A 23,275-nucleotide genomic window follows, 5' to 3' on the forward strand; every position below is an offset into this window, starting at 1 on the left:
AGTGATAAACGATTTTATCGCCCTACTTTTCGTATGCACTTAACGAATAAAGAGATTCTAGACAAGATTTTGAGCTATTCAGAAGACTTGAAACACCACTACAATCTCTATCAACTCTTGCTTTTTCACTTTCAGAACAAGGAACCTGACAAATTCTTCGGACTTATTGAGGACAATCTAAAGCAGGTTCATCATCTTTTTCAGACTGTCTTTAAAACCTTTCTAAAGGACAAAGAGAAAATCGTCAACGCCCTTCAACTCCCCTATTCTAACGCCAAACTGGAAGCGACCAATAATCTCGTTAAACTTATCAAACGAAATGCCTTTGGATTTCGGAACTTTGAAAACTTCAAAAAACGAATTTTTATCGCTCTCAATATCAAAAAAGAAAGGACAAATTTCGTCCTTTCTAGATCTTAGCTTTTCTTCAACCCACTACAGTTGACAAAGAGCCTTTTTATGGAAATTATAAAACCATTATTAGTTTAATCCTTGTTGATAACGTGCCAATTCAGCTTGGTTAGCCCAAACATAGTGACCTGGACGGATTTCTACCATAGAAGGTTTGTCAGTCTCATAGTCGTGTTGACTTGGGTCGTAAACCTTCAAGACCTTCTTACGTTCCAAGATTGGATCTGGGATTGGTACCGCTGAAAGCAAGGCTTGAGTATACGGGTGGATTGGATTGTTAAACAATTCTTCTGTTTCTGCAACCTCTACAATAACACCCTTGTAAATAACTGCGATACGATCTGAAATAAAACGAACGACAGACAAGTCATGGGCGATAAAGAGATAGGTCAAACCAAGTTCTTTTTGGAATTTTTTGAGCAAGTTCAAGACTTGGGCACGAACAGAAACGTCCAAGGCCGAAATAGGCTCATCTGCAATAACAAAGTCTGGTTGCATGACCAAGGCACGGGCAATACCGATACGTTGGCGTTGACCACCTGAAAACTCATGAGGGTAACGAGTCAAGTGCTCAGCAAGAAGACCTACTTCACGGATAATATTTTTAACTTTCTCTTTACGTTCTTCTTCATCTTTGAACAGACGGTGATTGTAAAGACCTTCAGAAATAATATAATCAACAGTCGCACGTTCATTCAAACTTGCGGCAGGGTCTTGGAAAATCATCTGGATACGACGAATCAATTCCGCAGCTTGTTCACGCGATTTCTTACCATTAATCTTTTGACCATCAAAAATAATATCACCATTACTTGTGTCATTTAGACCAATGATAGCACGACCAATAGTTGTTTTCCCACTACCTGACTCACCTACAAGCGAGAACGTTTCTCCCTTATTGATAAAGAAGTTAGCATTTTTAACCGCGACAAACTTCTTACTTCCTTCACCGAAGGAAATTTCTAAATCTTTGATTTCTACTAATTTTTCAGACATTTCCTTCCTCCTAGTCAGCCAGATGGGCAAATCCCATTTTTTCACGGATCTTATCATGGAGATTTGCAATCACAGCTGGTTTTTCTACTTTTGGAGCATCCTCATGAAGTAGCCAAGTTTTAGCCCAATGTGTCTCTGATACTGAGAATTGAGGAGCTTTTTGTTCGAAGTCAATCTGCATTGCATAGTCAGAGCGCAAGGCAAAGGCATCCCCTTTCAGGTCAGTATAAAGTGACGGAGGTGTTCCTGGGATTGAGTAAAGATCCCCTTTATCATCAGCAAGCTGAGGCAAGCTAGACAAGAGACTCCATGTATATGGATGGCGAGGGTCATAGAAGACTTCCTCAACAGTTCCATACTCAACGATTTCTCCTGCATACATAACCGCTACCTTATCCGCAATACTTGCCACCACACCAAGGTCGTGAGTGATAAAGATTGTTGTGAAATGGTACTCGTTTTGTAAAGATTTTAGCAAATCAATAATCTGAGCTTGAATAGTTACATCCAAGGCAGTCGTTGGCTCATCACAGATCAAGACATCAGGACGGCAGGCAAGGGCAATAGCAATAACGATACGTTGACGCATTCCTCCAGAATATTGGAAGGGGTATTCATCAAAACGTCTATCTGCGTCTGGAATCCCAACCTTATTCATGTAGTCAATGGCCAATTCTTTCGCTTCTTTAGCTGTTTTTCCTTGGTGTTTCACAATAACTTCTGTAATCTGACTACCAATTGTTTTAATCGGGTCCAAACTAGTCATTGGATCTTGGAAGATAGTCGCAATCTTAGCACCACGAATTTGTTCCCAATCCTTGTGAGAAGACAAGGCTGTCAAATCCTGACCACGGTAGTCAATACTTCCTTGGGCAATGCGACCATTTTCTTCAAGCATACCTGTGAAGGTCTTTGTCAAAACAGATTTCCCTGATCCTGACTCACCTACCAAGGCTAGTACTTCTCCTTCAACTAGTTCAAGGGAAACGCCGCGAATTGCTGTCAATACTTTGTCACGAACGTCAAATTCCACGACAATATCGCGAGCAGTCAAAATTACATTTTTTTCTTTTGTCATTTCTACTCCTATCTATGTGTACGTGGATCACTAGCATCCGCTAAGTTTTGACCAACTACGAAAAGGGACAAGGATACCAAGACAAGAGTTGTCAATGGAATCCAGAACAAGTAAGCATTGGTTGTTACGTTTTGTGAATAATCCGAAATCAAACGACCCAAACTTGGCACGGTAATTGGTAATCCAAGACCAAAGAAAGACAAGAAGGCTTCGTATGAGATAAAGCTCGGAAGCATTTGAGTCATGGTTGTCACAATAACAGATACCAATTGAGGCATGATGTTTTTAGCAACAATCTTCAAGGTTGGTGTTCCCAAAGTACGTGACGCCAAGTTGTATTCCAAATCACGATAACGCAAGATTTGCACACGAATCATGAAGGCAATCCCAATCCATGTTGTTACACTCATGGCAAAAATCAGATTCCAGAATCCAGCTCCGATTGAGTAAGTCAAGACAATGACAATCAAAAGAGATGGGATGTTTGAGATGACGTTATAAACTTCCATCATCACACGGTCAACTGATTTTGAAATTCCCCAAATACCACCGACAAAGACACCGATAACCAAGTTAATCACTGTCGCAATCACAGAAATGAGGATAGAGTTACGAGCTCCGAACCAAACACCGTCAAAGAGCGATTTACCGTTACTGTCAGTACCGAACCAATGCTCAGCATTTGGCTTGATATAACGAGCACTAAAGTCATTTACCTTGCTGACATCATTGAAATCAAACTTAGAAAACATTGGGTAGATGAAACTCATCAAAATGATAGCTACCAAGATTCCCAACATGACTACAGTTGATTTCTTCTTCATAAATTGTCTAAACACTGAACCCCAGTATGAATAAGCTGGCGCATCAATGGCTTCAGAGGCAAAATCGTCACGTTTTACAAACTGAAATTTTTCTTTATCGATTGTAGACATTATTTGCCTCCCTTCTCAGTCAATTTAATACGTGGGTCAATAATCGTCATCCAAATATCTCCCAAAAGAAGTGAGAAGATAGAAATACATGTAAAGATGAAGACAAGACCAACGACCATAGAGTTATTAGATGCTTTTACAGAGTCAATCAACATTTTACCCATACCTGGGAAAGCGAAGACTGTTTCAGTAAGGGTTGCACCACCGATAACCCCGATAACAGCACCAGGAATTCCTGAAACCAGCGGAACCATGGCATTTTTAAAGATGTGTTTGTTTGAAATTTCTTTTTCAGACAAACCTTTGGCACGAGCAAAACGAACAAAGTCCTGTGATTGTAAATCAATCATGTAACGACGAATCCAAATAGCTGTACCAGGAGCACCCAACAAACCAAGGATAACTGCTGGTAAAACATACGAACGCCAATCTCCAGCACCCAAGATAGGGAATGAATCTGGCAAACCGATTGAAGAACCAGCTAAACGAACGATATAAACCAAGGCAATTGTTGGAAGAGCCATCAAGAAGGTCAAAGCCCCTGTTGAAAAGCTATCAATCCAAGTATTCTTGAAGCGAGCCATAGCTGAACCAAGTGGCACAGCAATCGCATAAGAAATCACCAAACCGATCAATCCAACGACAGCAGAGCTGGCAATCATAGAAGGATATTGGTAGTTGCTTTCAGTTGCAGTATATGGGTCATCTTTCCCATAGTTAGCTACTTCACGTGAATCAGCCTGACTAGGTGATTTGTAGGTTCTTGAGTAAATATTTACAGAAGAAGTTTTCTTACCTGTTGGGAACTGAACTTGAGATGTTTTTGTTTGTCCTTGTCCCTGAGTAATAACCTGTAAAACAGGGCTATTAGCATAGGTTGGATAGGAGTCACCTAAATTAATGTTCACAAAGTTTTGATGCACAAATGGGAACTGACTGTTGAAGTACAAGAGATATTTATGTTTAGTTCCTGAACCAACCAATGACCATCCGATCGCTGGATCGTTTTCGAAACGAAGGTAACGCTTCAAGTCTGGATTTTCAGGGTCTTGAATTTTATTTGTATGATCAATGTCAATCAAGTTGGCATAGAAGTGAAAAACACGTTCAAAAATTGGGATTTCACGAGTAGCGTAGAATTGGCCACTTTCAGTAAATTCTCCCAAGGTCCAACCATGACCGATTTGTTTGATGTATTTTTCATAGATAGCCTTGTTGGTGTCATTGGCTTCAACTGTTACAGAAGCATCCATCTGGCTAGCTTTTTCTTGCAACTCTTTAGTATCGTAGTACTCGATATAGCCCATACGCTCATAAACGGTATTCTCATAGTTATCACGTTTATCAGCCGTTGTCGCAATCTTATTATAGTTGGTATCCTGTTTGAAAATCAATTTTCGAGGAACCATTGTATAGATAATCGTGTAGGTCAAGGTTGTTACTAAGAAGATAGAAACCAAGGACCGCAAAACACGCATAAAAATATATTTTTTCATATCATTTCCTTTAAAAATCCCAAAAGAACCTTCTCCTCATGGAGAGAAAGTTCTATTGAAAATTATTTACTTCACATGACTTGCCAATTCTTTTTGAGCTTTCTCGTTTGACTCAGTCTTTTCTTTCAACCATTTTTCACGAGCTTTTTCATACTCTTCTTTGGTGATTGCTTTTTCACCAACTTCAGTGTACTTCAAGTATCCTGAATTTTCACCTTTAAGGCCGGCTACTGAATATGAAGAGCTAAATGGTAGAACTTTTGAAACATATGAAACGGCTGTTTCTTTAGGAGAAGCCATTACTGGAATTGTCAAAGCATTATCAGTCAACCAAGCTTGTGCCACCGCGTATTTTTCATAACGTTTTTGAACATCTTGGTTTTCGCTGTTTGCGTCATCAAGTAATTTTCCATAGTCAGCTAAACCAAGTTTGCTTACTACTGATGCATCTGTGTTTTGGTCAATACCAAGGTAGAGGCGAGTGCTTCCTCCCTTAAGGACGAATTGATCCAAGAAAGTAGAAGGATCTTGATAGTCAGGGTTCCATCCTAGCAAGGTATGGATATCCCAGTCTTGTTCTTTAGCTGTTGGAGCGCTAAATGAAATTGGTAAAGCTTCTGCTTGAGTCATTTGTTGTAAGTCTACAACAACATTATCTGAACCCAATACTTTTTCAATTGATTGTTTCAATGATTGAACACGGTTTACAACCGCTGTTGATTCTTGGATAACCAAGGCATCCAAGTGGATTGGGAATTCAACACCTTCAGCTTGTAGGCTTGATTTTGCTTTAGCAAAGACTTCTTTCGCTTTTTCTTCATTGTAAAGTCCATTTTGAGAATCTGCTAGAGACACGTTTGACCAAGTAGAAGAATTTGTCTTAGCCAAGCTATCTTGTACCAATTCACCAAATGTTTTCTTACCAACTTGAAGATTATAAGGTGCAAACGTATTACGGATGGCTACTGCGGCTCCATCAGTACCATTTGTTTGAGCTGAGTAAGAAGCACGGTCCACTGCAAAGTTCAAGGCTTGACGGAATTCCTTGTTTAGCAATGCTTTCTGAGTAGATGTCTTTTGGGCATCACTTGTTTTGGCAGTGTGGTTATAGGTTGTACGGCCATAGTTCAAGCTGACAGTTGCAACACCAGCACCTGGTTCGTTAAAGTAAATGTTATCTTTAAAGTCAGCTGCATATTTTTCATATGTCGAACTTGTAGGGAAGATACGAGCTTTGCTATATTGACCATCGGCAAAACCTTTGGCAATCACATCTTGGTCCTTACCATCCCAGAAAGTGAACTTAACGTTCTCAATTTTTACATTTTCTTTGTCCCAGTAAGCATCATTTTTAGCCATCTCGATAGATGATTTAGGAGTTACAGCCTTCAAGACAAATGGACCGTTATAAAGAATAGAGTTAGCATCTGTTGGGGAACCAAAAACTTCCCCTTTTGAAGTTAAGAATTCTTCATTAACCGGCATCAAAACACCACTAGTTGTCTTGTCATTCCAGAAAGTTTCTGGCTGGTTCAAAGTATATTCTAGTGTTTGATCATCAAGTGCTTTTACTCCAACGGTTGAAAAGTCGCTTGTTTCACCCTTGATATAGGCTTCTAATCCTTTAATAGAAGAGCTAACGATTGAAAGTCCTTTTGATTTTCCATCTACGGCGTGTTTCAAACCAGTAACGAAGTCTTTAGCAGTGACAGGAGCGTATTCCTCTCCCTCTGCAGTTACCCATTTAGCATCCTTACGGATTTTATAGGTATAAGTCAAACCATCTTTTGAAACTGTCCATGATTCAGCAATAGAAGGAACCAGATTACCATATTTATCATTAGCCAACAAACCATCTACTGCATTTGTTGTGACGAATGATGTTGAATCGATATTGCTGACGATATAATCCAAGGTTTCTGGATCTGTTTGATAAACATATTGGTAATCTTTTGCTAGTTTAGCATTATTTGAACTAGTGTTTGAACACGCAGCTAGAACTCCTGACGCTAATAAGGTAGCCCCCGCTACAGCAAGCACTCGACTTTTTTTCATTTATTTACTCCTCTTATAAAGTATAGGTTATTATTGATTATACCATATATTTTAAGATATTTCAATAAAAGTAAACGAATTTTCAGAATATTTAGGCTTATTAACACAAAAAATCTGAAAAAGCTATTGACTGAAAATCATTTTCAAGGTATAATAATAAACGTTAAGGCGGTATAGCCAAGTGGTAAGGCACGGCTCTGCAAAAGCTTGATCGTCGGTTCAAATCCGTCTACCGCCTTTCAGTACCGAATTTATCGGAATTTATCAAGACAAAAAGCCCGTAAAATAGGGCTTTTTTATTTTTCATCGAATAAATACGTATAATTTTAAAAAACTTTTGGGGCAAGGTTGGGGCTGAGTTTTTCGAGGATACTATTCCCTTTTAAAACAACTGAAAAAAGCTTTGTCACTCATGATGACAAAAGCCTCTAATTTACTCTGTTTCTTCTTCTATTTCGACTTCTGTGATTTGGACTTTTACCTTGGTAACACGTCCATTTTTCACTTTATCATTGGTTAGGATAAGCTGTTTGTTTTGGCTGACTAATTCATAACTGAGTTTCTCAGTCGTTGGAATGGTCCCAACTCCTGTCAAATAGTAACCAGCGATGGTATCAACGTCATCACTTGCTAGTTCGACATCAAAGTAGTCATTAAAATCATTGAGATTCATGGTACCTTGAACAATATAAGTATCTTCTCCGATTTGATGAACTTCGATTTCAGCCTTATCTGTTTCATCATCGATTTCCCCAACGATTTCCTCTAAGAGGTCTTCAAGTGTCACCAAACCAGCCATCCCACCGTATTCATCCAGCAAGATTGCCATTTGTCTTTGGGTATTTCTCAATTCTTTTAACAAGTCATCCACAAAAATGGTTTCAGGAACAAAAAGTGGATCTTGTAAGATTTTCTTCCAAACAATATTGTCAAAACCGTCCATAAAGCCCGCCTTAAGGAGACTCTTGGTGTGAATGATCCCAATCACGTTATCCTTATCCCCATCATAGACAGGGATACGAGAATAATTTTGTTTTAAAATACTTTGGATAATGGTTTGACTCTCATCCTGAATATCGACCATAAAGGCATCCGTTCGAGGAACCATAACTTCTCTGGCCATTAATTCGTCCAGTGAAAAAATCCCTTGTAACATCTCAATTTCGTCAGCATCTAGTGTTTCTTCACTATTGGTCAGCATGTACTCAATTTCATCACGGGTCATTTTTTCATCAGCATCGTCAAAGGTCATAGGGGTCAAGCGACTCAAGAGATTGGTAGATGCAGACAAGAGCCAAACAAAGGGACTAACTAGTTTCCCAAGTCCAATGATAACTGGCGCTGTACGAATGGCCAAGGCATCTTTTAGATTAAGAGCGATTCTCTTAGGATACAATTCCCCAAAAACGATGGAAATATAAGTCAAAAATGCTAAAGATAGAAAACTTGCAACGGCATAAGATGTTTCGCCATTTCCAAGCCAAGATGCAATTTCTCGTCCCAGAGTTTCTGCCAAACTCGCCCCTGATAAGATCGTAATCAGGGTAATCCCTACTTGAATGGTTGATAAAAAGTGGTTAGGATTTTCTAGTACCTTAAGCAGACGGATATAGCGTCTATCTCCTTCTTCTGCCTTTTGTTCAACCCGCGCACGGTTAAGTGAAACCATAGCCATTTCTGTGGCTGAGAAAAAGGCATTTAATACCGTCAAGATAAACAATAAAACAAATTGTAGCAACAAATTCTGACTACTTGGGTCTTCCATAGTTCTTCTCCTAAAATAGTATCTTATCCTTTATTATATCACAAAAATTAGCTCAGTACATATTATTTTTTCTCAGTGTCTATTCTAGTTCTACTTAAATTGTCCAAAAAAGAACTCCTACATCCACTAGTGACATAGGAGTTTATCTTATCTTTTACTGAGTTACCGTTACTTCTCCAGTTCGGTAATCCAGTTGAAGCCCTTTTTGAACATTTGGAACTAGAACATTGAATTCCAATTCTCCGTCTGAAGACTTGGCTTCAATCTGTGAAGCTGAAGGAACTAAATCCTCATTTGAAGCATAATAAAGAGTTACACGGTAACGGACACGCTTGTTTTTATCCAAGGCCTTACGTACCATACTTTCATAGTAGTTTTGACCAGTCGAATCCTCGGCTTGCGCCTGATTTGCCCAGGCTGTTTGAACAGCAATGTTTTTAGGATTGCTTGTCGAGGCATCAAAACCATCCAAACCACCGATTAAGGCATAGCCTAACAAGTGCCCTCTATCAACTGCATGGGTATAAGTACCCTTTAGATTCTTAACCTGATGCCAGCCTGGAGGAGTCCATGAAGTCGAACCATTCCCAGTTTCTTCACGATTCTTGTACTGGCGAGTAGCCTTAGACAAGAGAGCATTTGCTACGGTTGGCACTGTTTCCTTGCCCACTGTCTTTGTTTTATTATCAGCGTAGGGCTTACTTGAAACCTTGGCATCTAGATTTGTTTTATTGCCATTGACGATAAAAGCACCTGAGCCATTCCACTCCAGACTCCCTTTTACTTGACTCTTGACTGCGTCTGTTAAGACACTCTCTGCCAATTCTTGACTAGGAGCTTCAGACGCTTGTTTTTTCTGACTAAGCTTGGTTTTGGGACTATTAGCTGTCGACTGCATCTGCTTGATATAGTAGCTCCCTGCAGATAAAAGCAATAACGCTAGCAATCCGATTAGTGTCTGTCTTGTTTTTTTGTTCATATTTCTCCTTATTCTTTATAAAAAGGCTGGTCTCCCAGCCTAATTTCCTGTAAATTTATGAATCAATTCCTGCCATTTTGCTGGAGACAGGATGGCCCATGGATCTTGACCCTTGCCCAAGATTCCATAGCCTACCATTAAACCGATTCCTAGGGCTAAAACACCTAAAATCAGTACCAGGATGACTAAAAGTAAACGCTTGACTACGTAGCTTGATTTCTTATTCATCTTCATCACTTGCCTCAATCCGCTGAATCTTAGCACCTAGCTGTGCCAACTTCTCATGGAAACGGTAGTAACCTCTATCCAAGTGAACCAATTTACCAACTACAGTTTCTCCTTGTGCTACCAAACCTGTCAAAATCAAGGCTGCGCTGGCACGAAGGTCAGTTGAAAGAACTTCCGCTCCCTGCAAAGCTTGTCCACCAACAATACGAGCTGTATCACGGATAATCTCAGAGTGCAAGCCCATGCGACGCATTTCTTCTAGGTGTTGAAAACGATTTTCGAAAACTGTCTCCACCATAGTTGATTCCCCTTTTGCGACGGTCATCAAGGCTGTAAATTGAGCCTGCATATCTGTTGGAAATCCTGGGTGGGGCAAGGTTTTCACATGAACAGCTTTTAGATTTTCTAGTTGAGAGCGAACTCGAATTCCTTCAGTCTCCTCCGTCACTTCCACTCCCATTTCAAGCAATTTGGCAATCAAGGGACGATTGTGCTCCCAGACAGCGTCTCGAATCAAGACATCACCACCAGTCATGGCAGCAGCCACCATAAAGGTTCCTGCTTCGATACGGTCTTGGACTACATTGTGAGTCGTACCATGAAGTTTCTCAACACCGGTAATGGTAATGGTCTCTGTACCAGCACCCTTAACCTTAGCTCCCATTTCATTGAGGAGAATAGCTAGGTCAACAATCTCAGGTTCACGCGCAGCATTTTCAATCACTGTCACCCCATCAGCCAGCGTCGCTGCCATCATCAAGTTCTGAGTAGCACCAACACTTGGGAAATCCATATAGATATGAGCTCCATGTAAGCGATCAGCCTTGGCTTCGATGTAACCAGCTGTTTGACTAATCTTAGCCCCCATAGCTTCCAGACCTTTCAAATGAAGATCAATAGGACGGCTACCAATCGTACAACCACCTGGCATGGATACCTTAGCATGACCTACACGGGCAAGAATTGGACCCAAGACAACGATAGATGCACGCATCTTGCTGACATACTTGTAAGGAGCTTCCTCAGTGATATCTCCAGTCGCATCCACCTCGACAAGATGAGCTTCCTCATCAAAATCAACCTTGGCATTCAAACCACGAACCACCTGATTCATAGTGAAAACATCCGACAAGATAGGAACATTCTGCAAGACGGTCTTTCCTTCACTTGCTAGAATAGTCGCTGCCAACAAGGGCAAGACTGCATTCTTTGCTCCTTCGATCGTAACACTTCCTACCAGACGATTATCGCCACCTTGAACCACAATTTTTTCCATACTTATTTCCTTTACATTTGATTTTATAATAATCCTCTAAGCGCTTCTTGCCACAACTGATATAGGCTGATAAAGAAAGAACTCATGATGTAGCCCATGACAATACTGAAAAGAGCTATCAATAAACGGACTTTTCCTGTATTCTCAGCTGTCACTTTTAAAACCTTTTCCCATCTAACAAGATTCTTTAAAAGGTAAAAACTCACATAAATAAAGAGCATGTGACTGCTTAGAGTGAATAATAATTGAACCATTTGACTATTATACCATCTTCTCTGTTTGTGCGCTAGTTTAGAAACTTCACTCAAAAACTAAGGATTGTGTTTCAAGTAATCAATTGCATCTTGTAGGGTTTTAACAGGCACGATTTTCATATCTGTCTTGATTGTTTTAGCTGCTTCTAGGGCTGTTTGGTAGTTGTTTTTCGCATCAGGATGTGCTTTTTGTTCTTCTTCGCTAACAGGGTTATCTGGGGCAAAGAAAATCGCGGCACCTTCTCTAGCCGAAGCAACAACTTTCTTATCAATACCTCCAATATCCCCCACATTACCATCACGGTCAATGGTACCTGTACCGGCAACAATACGGCCATTACGAAGGCCAGGGTCAGCTATTTGGGTATAGATGGCCAGACTAAACATGAGACCTGCACTTGGACCGCCAATACCAGCTGTTGAAAAGCGAATTGGGACATCACTGGTTACTTCTGTACGGTCAATCAAGCCGATTCCAATTCCATTTTTGCCATTTTCCAAGGTGATAATCTTACCTTCTGCAGACTTGGTTTTCCCATCCTCTTCATAGGTAACCTTGACGGAGTCCCCTAATTTTTGAGAATTGACATAATCAATCAAGTCTTTGGAACTGTCAAAGGTTTGATCATTAACTGCTGTGACCGTATCAGAGATGTTGAGAATCCCTTTAAAGGTCGAATTATCTGTCACAGTCAAAACATAAACCCCAAGATATTTTAGTTCAATATCCTTACCAGCTGTTTTTAGCCCTTGATACTTGGCCATATTTTGCGATGTTTGCATGTAGAATTGATTGATCCGCATAAATTCAACATCGGAAGATCCACCTGTAGTCTCCTGAGCACTACGAATATCTGTAAAAGGCGTCAACCACGCATAAATCATATGGGCTAAAGTAGCGTGCTGGACACCAACTGTAACGAAGTGATAGGCCCCAGCTTCCTTATCTTCTGTGTCATTTACTTTAAGGACTTGGCGAATATCTTCCGAACCACCTGGAACCTCTATATAGTAGGGCAAGGGCACTACAAATGCCAAGAAAGTCACAATCAAGGCCGCAATGACATATAAGGGCCATCTAATCTTTTTTTTCATTTCTTATTTCCTCCAAAATACTATCAGGAACATAGCCGGCAATATCCTGACCAAACTTCAAAAGCTCTCTAACACCGGATGAACTGAGATAGAGATGTTCAGGTCGACTATGTAAATAAATGGTCTCTATATTAGGAGACAGCTGATGATTGTAGTAATCAAAACTGGCTTCATATTGCAAATCAGACGCATTCCTCAAACCACGCACTAGACAAGTAGCCCCCAGTCTTTTCGCGACATCGACCACCAATTCATCATGAGAAGACACGACTTTAACATTTCCCAAATGTTTCAAAGCCTTTTCTAACCCCCGTTTACGATTTTCGATAGGAAGAAATCCTTGTTTGTGGGGATTAAAAAAAATACCGACATAGAGCTTATCAAAGAGTCTGCTCGCCCGTTCAATGATATCCAGATGCCCATTTGTCATCGGATCAAATGAGCCTGTGAATAAGCCAATCTTATCTGACATAAACTGTCACCTTACTAATTCCATAAATTTTTTCCTTCCAGATACCCAGGCAGGCAATTTCTTCCGGAAGTTCAACGGCCTTATCCGTCTCACACACGACCATAATATCTTCAGAAAATAGCTCTCTCTCAGCCATTTTTTCAATATCTGCTACGATTTGTTCCTTGGCATAAGGAGGGTCTAAGAAAATGAGGTCGAATTCCCCAGATACCTGTTCCAATGCCCGTTCTGCATCCATCTTGAGGAGTTGAAATTTTCCAACTTCCTTGGTCATCCGAATATTTTCAGCCACGATGGTCTGAGCCTTACGGTCTCTCTCCACCAAAACAGCGCTAGACATGCCACGCGATACTGCTTCGATAGATAAACCACCACTACCTGCATAAAGGTCCAAGACTCGTCCACCTTCAAAGTAGGGACCAATCATGTTAAAAATGGCTCCCCTAACCTTATCCGAAGTGGGCCTTGTCGTCTTGCCTTCTAGTGTCTTGAGGGGGCGTCCCCCATAGATTCCTGATACGATTTTCATACCGTTTATTATACCAAATTATAGGCGAAAAGAGAAAGAAAACCGAACCTTGCGGTTCGATTCTCTACAAAATATTTTCGTAAGTATCGCGGACTTCCTGAGGCCAAACACTTGTTTGCACTTCTCCGATGTGTTTCTTGCGAAGTAGGAACATGGCCATACGAGATTGTCCAATTCCTCCACCGATTGTCAACGGGAATAGGCCATTCAACAAAGCCTTGTGCCATTCCAATTCCAAGCGGTCCTCATCACCGGTAATTTCTACTTGACGGCGAAGGGTTTCTTCATCTACACGAATCCCCATAGAAGACAACTCAAAGGCTCCACCTAGAGACTCATTCCAGACAAGAATATCGCCATTCAGACCCTTGTAGCCATTTTCAGATTCGCTTGTCCAGTCATCATAGTCTGGTGCACGCCCATCGTGCGGTTTACCGTCTGGTAATTCACCACCGATACCGATCAAGAAGACTGCTCCAAATTCTTTACAAATAGCATTTTCACGCTCTTTTGGTGTCAAGTCTGGGTAGCGTTCTACCAACTCTTCTGTGTGGATAAAAGTGATTTGTTTTGGCAAGATTGACTCGATGTCATAGCGGGCTTCAACAGCTAGCTCAGTAAGGCGAATGGCCTTGTAAATCTTCTCAACTGTTTCTTTTAAATAAGCGATGTTACGCTTACCATTTGGGATAACCTTCTCCCAGTCCCACTGGTCAACATAAACAGAGTGGGTTGCATCCAGCGAGTCTTCGTCTGGACGAAGGGCTTTCATGTGGACGAAAAGACCTTCACCCTCACCGAAACCAAAGCGAGCTAGAGTATGGCGTTTCCATTTAGCAAGTGAATGCACCACTTCATAAGTAGCATCAGGGATTTGGAGAACCTTGACCGATACGGCATTCTCAACACCTGATAAGTTGTCCTGCATCCCGTCACCGACCCTACTCAAGATAGGACCTTGAACTTCGACAACTTCTAGCTTGTCTTTCAAATACTGAGTAAAAGTGTTTTTGACAAAGGAAATTTCTTCTTGTTGGTGGATAAAACTTTTCTTCATAAACTACTCCTCAAAAAATTAATTAAAAGCATTATACACCTATTTCCAAGAAAAGAAAAGAGAAATTTTAAAAAAAATCAGTGTCATTCAAAACACTGATTTCATAGACCTTTAGTCATTACGACCGAAGATACGTAGAATACTTAGGAAAAGATTGATAAAATCAAGATAAATACTGAGAGCCATTGACACAACCCAACCTGTCGCTACACGACCTTGTGATTGTTCATAAGCGAGACGAATTCTTTGGTTGTCCCAAGCAATCAGCCCAGAGAAGACCAAAACCATGGCTACGCTAATCATATAATCAAAGAAACCGCTAGCCAAGAAAATATTAACTACCATAGCAATCAGCAAACCGATAAGAGCCGCCATCATCGCTCGACCAAGGCCACTCAAATCTTTCTTGGTGAACATACCGACTGCCGCCATAACAAAGAAGAGAAGGGCGCTCGATACAAAGGCAGATAAAACTGTACCTGGAGTATAGAAGGCCACCACAAAACTGAGTGTAAAGCCGTTTAATACTGAGTAAAGTAAAAATACTGGAAGAGCCGCTGGACTATTCTTTGAAGCCATGCTACTGGCAACGAAAACCAAGGCCAACTCCGCAAATGTTGCAATGGTCAACCAGAGACGCCCCTGCATCAAAAAGTAAACCAACTGAGACTGAAAGACCGTCAACATAAGGCCTGATACCAAAGCGGATAGTCCGATTCCTAGACCAACAAAGGCATAAACCTTAGCGTAAAATTGATTGAGACCTGCGCGGTCATGAATAATAGTGTGATTCATCTTTTCTCCTTTTCTATGAACATCTTTCCTTGATTATAACAAAGAAAGTTAAAATTAGCTTAAATGGAAAATTAAAATACCTGCTGCAACGGCAACATTGAGACTCTCGGCCTGACCCTTCATGCTAATATGGACCAATTGATCTGCACTTTCAGCCATGAGGGGACTAATTCCTTGCCCCTCATTTCCCATGACTAGTACAAAATTTTCTATAGAAGGCAGTTCTCTGTAATCAACAGAATCTTTAGATAGGGTTGTTGCCAGCACTGGGACAGCTGCCTCTTTGGTTTCCTTAAGAAGCGCTTGGCTCGACATCCGGTAAATGGGCAGATGGAAATGACTGCCTTGCATCGAACGTAAGGTCTTGAGACTGTAGATATCTGCCGACTTATCAGAAACAATCACTCCTGTATAGCCTGCTGCATCCGCAGTCCGAATGATCGTTCCCACATTACCAGGATCTTGCACATCTTCCAAAAATAAGAACTTGCCCTGACTAAAATCAACTTGTCCTACTTCTTCTTTTTGAACCACGGCAACAATGCCCTGCGGAGTCTGAGAATCCGCTAAATCTAGCAAAATATCTTCTGACACCCAGACAGTTTGCGGAAAAGCAGCTAGCTGATCTCGGTAACTTTCTAGGGCAAAGATTTTCTCAATCGTCACTCCAGCTTGAACAGCTTCTTCAAACAAGTGCCAGCCTTCAATCAAGTAGGCTGTCTTTCGGTATTTTTTTTGGTGTAATTTCTTGGCATTTTTTACCACAGAATTGGCTTTTGAGGTTATAATAGTCATAGAAATATTATAACACAATCAAAGGGGTTTGGTATGCAAAAGGTTAGAATGATTGCCCAAGGTAGGGTGCAAGGAGTCGGCTTTCGTTGGGGTGTTTACAGCCTGGCACTTGAAATTGGTGGCATCACAGGTCGAGTATGGAATAACGACGATGGCACAGTGGAAATCTTAGCCCAAGCAGACTCATCTGCTATCATGGCAAAATTTATCCAAGAAATCCGCAAAGGACCCACACCTTTTTCAAAAGTCAGCTACTTAGATGTCAAACTAAGCAACTTTCCTCCCTACCCTGACTTTAAAATCGCAAATTAGGTCTCTAGAACTATTGTATATTTTGTAAAAAAACAGTAGAATAGAAAGGTATAATTTTTAAAGAAGGAATAAAAACAGTGAAATCTATTAAACGTTTTGCACTCTCGGCTATGGGAGTGTCTATGTTGCTTGTCTTGACTGGCTGTGTTAGCGTCGATAAAGCCACAGGAAAGCCAATAGGATTTATTTGGAATACTATCGGAGCGCCTATGGCTGAAGCTATCAAGTACTTCGCTACTGATCAAGGTCTAGGCTTTGGTGTCGCTATCATCATCGTAACCATTATCGTGCGCTTGATTATCTTGCCACTTGGTATCTACCAATCATGGAAGGCAACGCTTCACTCTGAAAAGATGAACGCCCTCAAGCACGTCCTTGAGCCACACCAAACGCGTCTCAAGGAAGCGACTACTCAAGAAGAAAAACTCGAAGCCCAACAAGCTCTCTTTGCCGCTCAAAAAGAACACGGCATCAGCATGTTTGGTGGTGTAGGATGTTTCCCTATCCTCCTTCAAATGCCTTTCTTCTCTGCAATTTACTTTGCTGCCCAACATACTGAAGGTGTCGCTCAAGCAAGTTACCTAGGAATTCCTCTAGGCTCTCCAAGTATGATTTTAGCTGCCTGCGCTGGTGTCCTTTACTATCTTCAATCACTCCTCTCACTTCACGGAGTAGAAGATGAAACGCAAAGAGATCAAATCAAGAAAATGGCTTACGTGAGCCCAGTCATGATTGCCGGCTTCTCCCTCATCTCACCAGCTAGTGTCACTCTTTATTGGGTTGTCGGTGGTTTCATGATGATTCTCCAACAGTTTATCGTCAACTATATCGTTCGTCCAAAACTTCGCAAAAAAGTCCGTGAAGAACTAGCCAAGAACCCACCAAAAGCAAGTGCTTTCTCTAAACCAAGTGGACGAAAAGACGTTACCCCTGAACAACCAACTGCTATCACAAGCAAGAAAAAACACAAAAATCGCAACGCTGGAAAACAACGTTCGAGATAAGAAGAAAAAGGCTTAGCTAGTTTGCTAAGTCTTTTTGCAAGTCATACTCTTCGAAAATCTCTTCAAACCACGTCAGCTTCGCCTTGCCGTATATATGTTACTGACTTCGTCAGTTCTATCCACAACCTCAAAACCATGTTTTGAGCAGCCTGCGGCTAGCTTCCTAGTTTGCTCTTTGATTTTCATTGAGTATCAAAAGCCCGATGTTTCCATCAGGCTTCTTTTTATCCATGTACACGTTTCATATAGTCTTGGTAACTTTCGGTATCCATGAGTTTTTTAGCGTTCTTGACTCGGTCTGCTGTTGGTGGTTTAACCCCTTCGAGGGAATATGGAATTCCCAGTTCACGCCACTTGAATTCTCCCATGGTGTGATAAGGTAGAATTTCAAACTTATCAACATTTTTGAGGGTCTTGACGAACTTACCAAGTTCAATCAAGTCGTCGTCTCTGTCTGTCAATCCTGGAACTAGTACGTGGCGAATCCAGACAGGTTTTCCAATATCTGATAGATACTGGGCACAAGCCAAGATATTTTTATTGGTTTGGCTAGTGACAATCTTATGCTGTGCTTCATTGATTTCCTTGATATCCAAGAGAACCAAGTCAGTGACAGCCATGAGTTTGTCAAACTTCTCAAGGTAACGTGGTTTATTACGGAAAGGAAGGGCACAGGTGTCCAAGGTACAGTGGATTCCTTGTTCCTTAGCCTTAGTGAAGAGGGCAATCAGGAAATCAATCTGCAAGAGGGCTTCTCCTCCACTGACAGTGATTCCTCCCTTGTCTCCCCAGAAACCGCGGTAACGCAAGGCTTCTGTCAAGACATCATCTACCGTCCGTTCACGTGATTTATTGGACTCCATAGCCCAAGTGTCCGGGTTATGGCAATACTGGCAACGCATGTGACAGCCCTGCAAAAAGACAATAAAGCGAATACCAGGGCCATCTACCGCCCCAAAACTTTCTGTCGAATGCACCATTCCTGTCACTTGTCCATAATCAATTGTTTCTTCAGACATATCGTTACCTTCCTTGAAAACGTTTTATAGTTTTATTATATCATGACTTGAAGGAAAAACAAGATTTTTGCCTATTTTTTAGAAAGCAATCTGTTTTTCAATTTCATTTTCAATTACTTATCATTTTATTCTTCAAAATCAAAGCCATACAAGGTTGCAAAGTAGTCCTCAGGGCGCTCTGCACGGCGGATTTGACGGGCTTTACCTTCTTCGGTATAAAGGATTTCCGCAGAACGAAGTTTGGCGTTGTACTGGTAGCCCATGGAAAAACCGTGAGCACCTGTATCATGAATTACCAGCAAATCACCGATTTCTGTATGAGGTAGTTCACGATTTACTGCAAATTTATCATTGTTTTCACAGAGTGAACCAACCACATCTACAACTTCAGCTGGTCCATCTGGATGGGTCACGTTAGTAATATGATGGTATGCTCCGTACATAGCTGGACGCATGAGGTTGACTGCTGATGCATCCACACCTAGATAGGTACGGTAGGTTTCCTTCTTATGAGTCACTCTTGTAACCAAAGCACCGTGAGGTGCCAACATAAAACGACCCAATTCGGTGAAAATCTTAACCTGCCCAAGACCTGCTGGCGTAAGGACCTCTTCATACACCTTACGAACTCCCTCACCAATCAAGGCAATATCATTTGGCTCCTGGTCTGGACGATAGTTGACACCAATACCGCCAGAAAGATTGATAAAGTCTAGCGAAATGCCCAACTTTTCCTTGATTTCAACAGCCAATTCAAAAAGCTGACGAGCCAACTCTGGATAATAGAGATGGGTCACTGTATTGGATGCTAGGAAGGAGTGAATCCCAAAAGTCTTGGCTCCTTTTTCCTTCAAGATGGCAAAAGCTTCAAAGAGCTGGTCCTTGGTCATACCAAACTTGGCTTCTCCAGGATTGTCCATAATGTCTGTCCCCAGTTCAAAAACGCCTCCAGGATTGTAACGACAAGAAATAATTTCTGGAATGCCTGCTGCACGCTCCAGATGTTCAATATCTTCAAAAGCATCCAAGTTAATGGTCGCACCTAATTCACGTGCATAGGCATATTCCTTATCTGGCGTGTTGTTTGAAGAGAACATAATCTCAGAACCAGGGAAATTCAGTTTATGGCTCATCAAAAGTTCCACATAACTAGAGCAGTCCACACCACAACCTTCCTCTTGGAGAATTTTCAAAATAGCTGGAGTTGGAGTAGCCTTAACTGCAAAATATTCCTTAAAGCCCTTGTTCCACGAAAAGGCTTGGTTGACGGCCCTTGCCTTCTCACGAATTCCCTTCTCATCATACAAGTGAAAGGGAGTCGGGAACTCGGCAACAATCGCTTCTAAGTCTTCTTTATTGATAAATGGTGTTTTCATAAGTTTCCTTCTATTCTATTTGCAAAGAAAGGCTGGGACAATCGTTCCAACCTTTAGTTCTATCTCTTATTTATCTTCGTCAAAGATATTGCCAACCTCAACATCGATGGCTTGGTTCTTGACATCAATATTGGTTACCTTCAAGAGTGACTTGTAATCAAACTGCTTTTCACGTTCTTCTTGGGCATTGTCCGCAAAGACTGCTACACCTGCCAATTCCGAATCAAACTCACGCAAGAGACTAATCATCCCGTTGACCGTTCCGCCGCCTTTCAAGAAGTCATCCACAATCAAGACACGGCTTCCTGCCTTGAGACTACGTTTTGAAAGGAACATTTTCTCAATGCGGTCACCACTTGAACCGGATACATAGTTGACGCTAACCGTTGAACCTTCGGTAATTTTCAGGTCACGGCGCACAATAACAAAAGGAACATTGAGGACATTGGCAACTGCATTTGCAAGTGGAACACCCTTAGTCGCTACTGTCATAACCGCATCAATTTTTTGGTCCATAAAGCTCTTGGCAATAATGCGACCAATATTTTTCAAGATAGCTGGTGTGCTGAGCAAATCAGACAGATAGATGTAACCACCTGGCAAGATACGGTCACTTTCTGACAACTTGGCACGCAAGTCTTCAACCATTTCCTTAGCATCCTGACTCGAAATAGACGGTGTAAAGATAACACCTCCGCCAGCCCCAGTTACAGTCTGAATGTGACCGATTTCGATTTCCTCAAAGGCGCGTTTGATAATCACGATATCTTCTGAGATAGATGATTTAGCAGATTCATACTTTTCAGCAAAAGTATTGAGACTAGTTAGTTTATAAGGATTATTAATCAAATAGTTGGAAATGACAACCATCCGATCACTTCTTCTTAATTTCATTTCTTTTTCCTATTCCATTTTTATTCAAAAAATCAAAAAGTAAACTAGAAAGCTGGTCGCTGGTGGTTCAAAACACTGTTTTGAGATTGTCGATAGAACTGACAAGGTCTGTAATATACCTACATATATACATACGACAAGGCGATGCTACCCTAGTTTGAAGAGATTTTAGAAGAGTATTCATTTTTGTCTTTTACTTATTATACCATATTCACATAAAAAAACGAACATTCTTGTCCTAAAAAATGCTCATTTTTCTTAAATTATTAATCTAAATCTGGTTTATAGAAGGAACGATTGTCCATAGCGAAGATTTTATTGGTCATCTCTCCCTTATCCACCAAAGCCAGAGCTGTTGACATCATCATCATGCTTGCATCCAGATTATCAATCATATGGATAATCTCTGCTTCCATAATACGTGGACGGACCGGGCTTCCATACTCAAGTAAGCCGTGGTGACTGAGGATAACGTGACGAAGCAGAACGACTTCTTCCTTGGTATCATCAATACCGAGTTCCATAACTGTCTTGGTAATTTCGCTATCAATTAGAGCGATATGTCCAAGAAGATTACCTCGTACTGTATACTCAGTCTGGTCTGGTCCCGTCAACTCGATAACTTTAGCCAAGTCATGCAGCATAATCCCCGCATAGAGCAGACTCTTATTGAGCTGAGGATAGATCTCGCTAATGGCATCGGCCAAGCGCACCATGGTCGCCGTATGATAGGCCAAGCCCGTTTCAAAGGCATGATGGTTGGTCTTGGCAGCTGGATAAGAGTAGAATTCCTTATCATACTTGGTGTAGAGATTTCGGACAATTCGTTGCCAGACAGGATTTTCAATTTTGAAAATCATTTGCGACATGTAGTCACGGATTTCCTTGACATCAACTGGTGACTTGACCTTGAAATCAGCTGGATCATTGGGTTCACCAGGTTGAGGCAGGCGGAGAGTAATTTGATTGACTTGAGGGGTGTTGTTATAAACTTCTCGGCGCCCTTTCATGTGGACAACCTTACCTGCGGTAAAGGCCTCAATGTTATGAGGTTGGGCATCCCAGAGCTTCCCATCAATCTCGCCACTATCATCTTGGAAGGTAAAGGCTAGGTAGTTTTTCCCAGCTCGAGTTTGCCTCAGGTCAACTGATTTGATTAGGTAAAAGCCTTCAAACAGCTCATCTTTTTTCATGTGACTAATCTTCATATTCTTCCTCATTTTCTTGGAAATGGAGTAGATCAAGCGCAGGCTCACCTTCTGACAACTCAATGTGACGGAGCGTCCGCTCGATAGCAGTGGTACGACGGTTTAATAGTTCATCAATATTGCCAGAGGCATGTTGGAGGTGTTTTTGTGCCTTAACCAGAATGCCACCAAACTTGCCAAATTCAGTCTTGACACTAGCAAGAGTCTTGCTAATATGGTCAGCACTTTTTTGGATATTGAGAGTCTTGAAGCCAACTGATAGAGAGTTAAGCAGGGCTGATAGGGTACTTGGTCCTGCGACAATAATCTGCTCATCCCGCCTCAAATCATCAAAGAAGACAGGATTGCGGACGATTTCTGAGTAGAGACCTTCTGTCGGAACAAACAAGATTCCAAAATTGGTCGTCCGAGGCGGTGCTATGTACTTGCTCTTGATATCCTTGGCAAAACGCTTGACACTTGCTAGGAGTGACTTGCGACAGCGTTCAATCTCGTCCCTATCACCTGCTTCATATGCTTCTTCTAGACGGTAATAATCTGCTAGTGGAAACTTGGAGTCAATTGGTAGATAGACGTACTCTTGGTCGCCTTGTCCAGGTAACTTGATGGCATACTCCACTCGTTCACTAGAGTTTTCAACCGTTGCGTATTCTCGTTCATACTGGGCTGGTGTCATGATATCTTCGATAATTTGCCCCAGTTGCAATTCACCCAGAATCCCTCGTGTCTTAGTTCCAGAGAGAACCTTATTGAGAGCTCCGACATCGCGGGCAACAGTCTGCATTTCTCCAAGGCCACGATTGACTGACTCCAGTTGTTTGGAAACTGTCTCAAAGGAAGCCTGCAAGCGCGTCTGCAAGGTCTTTTCCAACTTTTCCTCGACTGTCTGGCGCATTTGTTCCAAACGTTGCTCATTGGATTCCTGCAAGGCTTGAAGACGTTGGTCCGTCTTGTCTCTGGTTTGGAGGAGGTTCTCTGTCATTTCTTGACGGACTTGCGTCAATCCTTGATGCAACTCAATTCGCACTTCCTGCAAACGGTCGCTGACAGCTACTTCCAAGTCTTTTTGGTCCAACTGACTGGCTTGTCTGGCTTGTTCAAAGCGGTAATCCAACTGGTCTGACAAGTGATCTGCCTGATCCTCCAAGCTCTTGGCTAGATGTTTTTCCTGTTTATCCTGCCTTTGCCAAATCAGAAAGAGGCCAGCTAGATTGGCAATTAATAATAGAACAAGTAAACTTTCCAT

General features: G+C 41.5%; 24 protein-coding genes and 1 tRNA gene. 4 read left to right on the forward strand and 21 right to left on the reverse strand.

Annotated features, from left to right (window positions below; translation table 11 throughout):
• Positions 1-420 (forward strand): transposase (locus O3650_RS07675; protein WP_371491844.1); only part of this gene is annotated, 420 nt, incomplete at its 5' end.
• Between the two features lie 60 nt (positions 421-480).
• On the opposite strand, the gene O3650_RS07680 is transcribed toward O3650_RS07675, so the two are convergent.
• From O3650_RS07680 to O3650_RS07700, 5 genes are all read right to left on the reverse strand, one after another.
• Positions 481-1,407: an ATP-binding cassette domain-containing protein gene (locus tag O3650_RS07680; RefSeq protein ID WP_001291288.1), complete on the reverse strand. Its 927-nt coding sequence runs from the start codon at positions 1,405-1,407 to the stop codon at positions 481-483.
• A 10-nt stretch (positions 1,408-1,417) separates the two neighbouring features.
• A complete protein-coding gene (locus tag O3650_RS07685) occupies positions 1,418-2,485 on the reverse strand; it encodes an ABC transporter ATP-binding protein (RefSeq protein ID WP_000159550.1) in 1,068 nt (355 codons plus the stop codon).
• Positions 2,486-2,493: 8 nt separating this feature from the next.
• Positions 2,494-3,420 carry an oligopeptide ABC transporter permease OppC gene (oppC, locus tag O3650_RS07690; RefSeq protein WP_000103691.1) on the reverse strand — a complete coding sequence of 309 codons (927 nt, stop codon included), beginning with the start codon at positions 3,418-3,420 and terminating at the stop codon, positions 2,494-2,496.
• Positions 3,420-4,916, reverse strand: a complete 1,497-nt coding sequence (locus O3650_RS07695) for an ABC transporter permease (protein ID WP_000759914.1) — start codon at positions 4,914-4,916, stop codon at positions 3,420-3,422. Before O3650_RS07695 ends, oppC begins: the two co-directional genes overlap by 1 nt.
• A gap of 66 nt (positions 4,917-4,982) precedes the next feature.
• Positions 4,983-6,971 (reverse strand): peptide ABC transporter substrate-binding protein, encoded by a 1,989-nt coding sequence (locus tag O3650_RS07700; protein ID WP_203175232.1) that lies wholly within the window; start codon positions 6,969-6,971, stop codon positions 4,983-4,985.
• Between the two features lie 167 nt (positions 6,972-7,138).
• Here O3650_RS07700 and O3650_RS07705 point away from each other — a divergent pair.
• A tRNA-Cys gene (locus O3650_RS07705) sits at positions 7,139-7,209 on the forward strand.
• Between the two features lie 195 nt (positions 7,210-7,404).
• Here O3650_RS07705 and O3650_RS07710 read toward each other — a convergent pair.
• The 11 genes from O3650_RS07710 to O3650_RS07760 all read right to left on the reverse strand — a co-directional run bounded on the left by O3650_RS07710 (position 7,405) and on the right by O3650_RS07760 (position 16,216).
• Positions 7,405-8,736, reverse strand: a complete 1,332-nt coding sequence (locus tag O3650_RS07710; RefSeq protein ID WP_261045382.1) for a hemolysin family protein — start codon at positions 8,734-8,736, stop codon at positions 7,405-7,407.
• 154 nt (positions 8,737-8,890) lie between these two features.
• Positions 8,891-9,715, reverse strand: a complete 825-nt coding sequence (gene endA, locus O3650_RS07715; RefSeq protein WP_261083988.1) for a DNA-entry nuclease EndA — start codon at positions 9,713-9,715, stop codon at positions 8,891-8,893.
• A gap of 39 nt (positions 9,716-9,754) precedes the next feature.
• Entirely contained in the window at positions 9,755-9,943 is a 189-nt protein-coding gene (locus tag O3650_RS07720; protein WP_004245549.1) for a DNA-directed RNA polymerase subunit beta, read from the reverse strand.
• Positions 9,936-11,219 (reverse strand): UDP-N-acetylglucosamine 1-carboxyvinyltransferase, encoded by a 1,284-nt coding sequence (gene murA, locus O3650_RS07725; protein ID WP_077804678.1) that lies wholly within the window; start codon positions 11,217-11,219, stop codon positions 9,936-9,938. The genes O3650_RS07720 and murA overlap by 8 nt, the downstream gene beginning before the upstream one ends.
• Positions 11,220-11,242: 23 nt before the next feature.
• Positions 11,243-11,473 (reverse strand): DUF1146 family protein, encoded by a 231-nt coding sequence (locus tag O3650_RS07730; RefSeq protein ID WP_000250397.1) that lies wholly within the window; start codon positions 11,471-11,473, stop codon positions 11,243-11,245.
• A 57-nt stretch (positions 11,474-11,530) separates the two neighbouring features.
• Positions 11,531-12,568, reverse strand: coding sequence for a SepM family pheromone-processing serine protease (locus O3650_RS07735; protein WP_153192803.1), 1,038 nt, complete (start codon positions 12,566-12,568; stop codon positions 11,531-11,533).
• Positions 12,552-13,040, reverse strand: a complete 489-nt coding sequence (gene coaD, locus O3650_RS07740; RefSeq protein ID WP_031227778.1) for a pantetheine-phosphate adenylyltransferase — start codon at positions 13,038-13,040, stop codon at positions 12,552-12,554. Before coaD ends, O3650_RS07735 begins: the two co-directional genes overlap by 17 nt.
• Positions 13,030-13,569 carry a 16S rRNA (guanine(966)-N(2))-methyltransferase RsmD gene (gene rsmD, locus O3650_RS07745; RefSeq protein ID WP_004248990.1) on the reverse strand — a complete coding sequence of 180 codons (540 nt, stop codon included), beginning with the start codon at positions 13,567-13,569 and terminating at the stop codon, positions 13,030-13,032. The genes coaD and rsmD overlap by 11 nt, the downstream gene beginning before the upstream one ends.
• Before the next feature lie 64 nt (positions 13,570-13,633).
• Positions 13,634-14,626 (reverse strand): aspartate--ammonia ligase, encoded by a 993-nt coding sequence (gene asnA / locus O3650_RS07750; RefSeq protein ID WP_000748005.1) that lies wholly within the window; start codon positions 14,624-14,626, stop codon positions 13,634-13,636.
• Positions 14,627-14,737: 111 nt separating this feature from the next.
• On the reverse strand, positions 14,738-15,421 hold the full coding sequence (locus tag O3650_RS07755; RefSeq protein ID WP_023943450.1) for a Bax inhibitor-1/YccA family protein: 684 nt from the start codon (positions 15,419-15,421) through the stop codon (positions 14,738-14,740).
• Between the two features lie 54 nt (positions 15,422-15,475).
• The gene (locus O3650_RS07760; protein ID WP_023943452.1) at positions 15,476-16,216 is read right to left on the reverse strand and encodes an RNA methyltransferase; all 741 of its coding nucleotides are present in this window, start codon (positions 16,214-16,216) and stop codon (positions 15,476-15,478) included.
• A 33-nt stretch (positions 16,217-16,249) separates the two neighbouring features.
• Between O3650_RS07760 and O3650_RS07765 the strand changes: the two genes are divergently transcribed.
• Both O3650_RS07765 and yidC read left to right on the forward strand, forming a co-directional pair.
• Positions 16,250-16,528, forward strand: coding sequence for an acylphosphatase (locus O3650_RS07765; protein ID WP_001174612.1), 279 nt, complete (start codon positions 16,250-16,252; stop codon positions 16,526-16,528).
• A 77-nt stretch (positions 16,529-16,605) separates the two neighbouring features.
• Positions 16,606-17,532: a membrane protein insertase YidC gene (gene yidC / locus O3650_RS07770; RefSeq protein WP_060806083.1), complete on the forward strand. Its 927-nt coding sequence runs from the start codon at positions 16,606-16,608 to the stop codon at positions 17,530-17,532.
• 224 nt (positions 17,533-17,756) lie between these two features.
• Here the strand turns inward: yidC and pflA are convergent, their stop codons facing one another.
• The 5 genes from pflA to rmuC form a co-directional block, all read right to left on the reverse strand.
• Positions 17,757-18,551 (reverse strand): pyruvate formate-lyase-activating protein, encoded by a 795-nt coding sequence (pflA, locus tag O3650_RS07775; protein ID WP_101786108.1) that lies wholly within the window; start codon positions 18,549-18,551, stop codon positions 17,757-17,759.
• 125 nt (positions 18,552-18,676) lie between these two features.
• Positions 18,677-19,927: a diaminopimelate decarboxylase gene (locus O3650_RS07780; protein WP_101786110.1), complete on the reverse strand. Its 1,251-nt coding sequence runs from the start codon at positions 19,925-19,927 to the stop codon at positions 18,677-18,679.
• A gap of 66 nt (positions 19,928-19,993) precedes the next feature.
• Positions 19,994-20,821 carry a pur operon repressor gene (gene purR / locus O3650_RS07785; protein ID WP_023943469.1) on the reverse strand — a complete coding sequence of 276 codons (828 nt, stop codon included), beginning with the start codon at positions 20,819-20,821 and terminating at the stop codon, positions 19,994-19,996.
• Between the two features lie 266 nt (positions 20,822-21,087).
• Positions 21,088-22,029, reverse strand: a complete 942-nt coding sequence (locus O3650_RS07790) for a 3'-5' exoribonuclease YhaM family protein (protein WP_101786112.1) — start codon at positions 22,027-22,029, stop codon at positions 21,088-21,090.
• Entirely contained in the window at positions 22,019-23,275 is a 1,257-nt protein-coding gene (gene rmuC / locus O3650_RS07795) for a DNA recombination protein RmuC (RefSeq protein ID WP_261038621.1), read from the reverse strand. The genes O3650_RS07790 and rmuC overlap by 11 nt, the downstream gene beginning before the upstream one ends.

The organism is Streptococcus sp. 20925_1_24 (genome assembly GCF_041432335.1).
GTDB classification, from domain to species: Bacteria; Bacillota; Bacilli; order Lactobacillales; family Streptococcaceae; genus Streptococcus; species Streptococcus mitis_BM.

What these genes read in the sequence shown, in the direction of transcription:
- asnA (WP_000748005.1), bottom strand. Translation starts at nt 14,626, where the DNA reads ATGAAGAAAAGTTTTATCCACCAACAAGAAGAAATTTCCTTTGTCAAA.
- O3650_RS07685 (WP_000159550.1), bottom strand. Translation starts at nt 2,485, where the DNA reads ATGACAAAAGAAAAAAATGTAATTTTGACTGCTCGCGATATTGTCGTG.
- murA (WP_077804678.1), bottom strand. Translation starts at nt 11,219, where the DNA reads ATGGAAAAAATTGTGGTTCAAGGTGGCGATAATCGTCTGGTAGGAAGT.
- purR (WP_023943469.1), bottom strand. Translation starts at nt 20,821, where the DNA reads ATGAAATTAAGAAGAAGTGATCGGATGGTTGTCATTTCCAACTATTTG.
- endA (WP_261083988.1), bottom strand. Translation starts at nt 9,715, where the DNA reads ATGAACAAAAAAACAAGACAGACACTAATCGGATTGCTAGCGTTATTG.
- O3650_RS07730 (WP_000250397.1), bottom strand. Translation starts at nt 11,473, where the DNA reads ATGGTTCAATTATTATTCACTCTAAGCAGTCACATGCTCTTTATTTAT.
- O3650_RS07680 (WP_001291288.1), bottom strand. Translation starts at nt 1,407, where the DNA reads ATGTCTGAAAAATTAGTAGAAATCAAAGATTTAGAAATTTCCTTCGGT.
- O3650_RS07695 (WP_000759914.1), bottom strand. Translation starts at nt 4,916, where the DNA reads ATGAAAAAATATATTTTTATGCGTGTTTTGCGGTCCTTGGTTTCTATC.
- O3650_RS07755 (WP_023943450.1), bottom strand. Translation starts at nt 15,421, where the DNA reads ATGAATCACACTATTATTCATGACCGCGCAGGTCTCAATCAATTTTAC.
- O3650_RS07765 (WP_001174612.1), top strand. Translation starts at nt 16,250, where the DNA reads ATGCAAAAGGTTAGAATGATTGCCCAAGGTAGGGTGCAAGGAGTCGGC.
- O3650_RS07720 (WP_004245549.1), bottom strand. Translation starts at nt 9,943, where the DNA reads ATGAATAAGAAATCAAGCTACGTAGTCAAGCGTTTACTTTTAGTCATC.
- pflA (WP_101786108.1), bottom strand. Translation starts at nt 18,551, where the DNA reads ATGTCTGAAGAAACAATTGATTATGGACAAGTGACAGGAATGGTGCAT.
- rmuC (WP_261038621.1), bottom strand. Translation starts at nt 23,275, where the DNA reads ATGGAAAGTTTACTTGTTCTATTATTAATTGCCAATCTAGCTGGCCTC.
- coaD (WP_031227778.1), bottom strand. Translation starts at nt 13,040, where the DNA reads ATGTCAGATAAGATTGGCTTATTCACAGGCTCATTTGATCCGATGACA.
- rsmD (WP_004248990.1), bottom strand. Translation starts at nt 13,569, where the DNA reads ATGAAAATCGTATCAGGAATCTATGGGGGACGCCCCCTCAAGACACTA.
- O3650_RS07700 (WP_203175232.1), bottom strand. Translation starts at nt 6,971, where the DNA reads ATGAAAAAAAGTCGAGTGCTTGCTGTAGCGGGGGCTACCTTATTAGCG.
- O3650_RS07780 (WP_101786110.1), bottom strand. Translation starts at nt 19,927, where the DNA reads ATGAAAACACCATTTATCAATAAAGAAGACTTAGAAGCGATTGTTGCC.
- O3650_RS07790 (WP_101786112.1), bottom strand. Translation starts at nt 22,029, where the DNA reads ATGAAGATTAGTCACATGAAAAAAGATGAGCTGTTTGAAGGCTTTTAC.
- O3650_RS07735 (WP_153192803.1), bottom strand. Translation starts at nt 12,568, where the DNA reads ATGAAAAAAAAGATTAGATGGCCCTTATATGTCATTGCGGCCTTGATT.
- O3650_RS07710 (WP_261045382.1), bottom strand. Translation starts at nt 8,736, where the DNA reads ATGGAAGACCCAAGTAGTCAGAATTTGTTGCTACAATTTGTTTTATTG.
- oppC (WP_000103691.1), bottom strand. Translation starts at nt 3,420, where the DNA reads ATGTCTACAATCGATAAAGAAAAATTTCAGTTTGTAAAACGTGACGAT.
- O3650_RS07760 (WP_023943452.1), bottom strand. Translation starts at nt 16,216, where the DNA reads ATGACTATTATAACCTCAAAAGCCAATTCTGTGGTAAAAAATGCCAAG.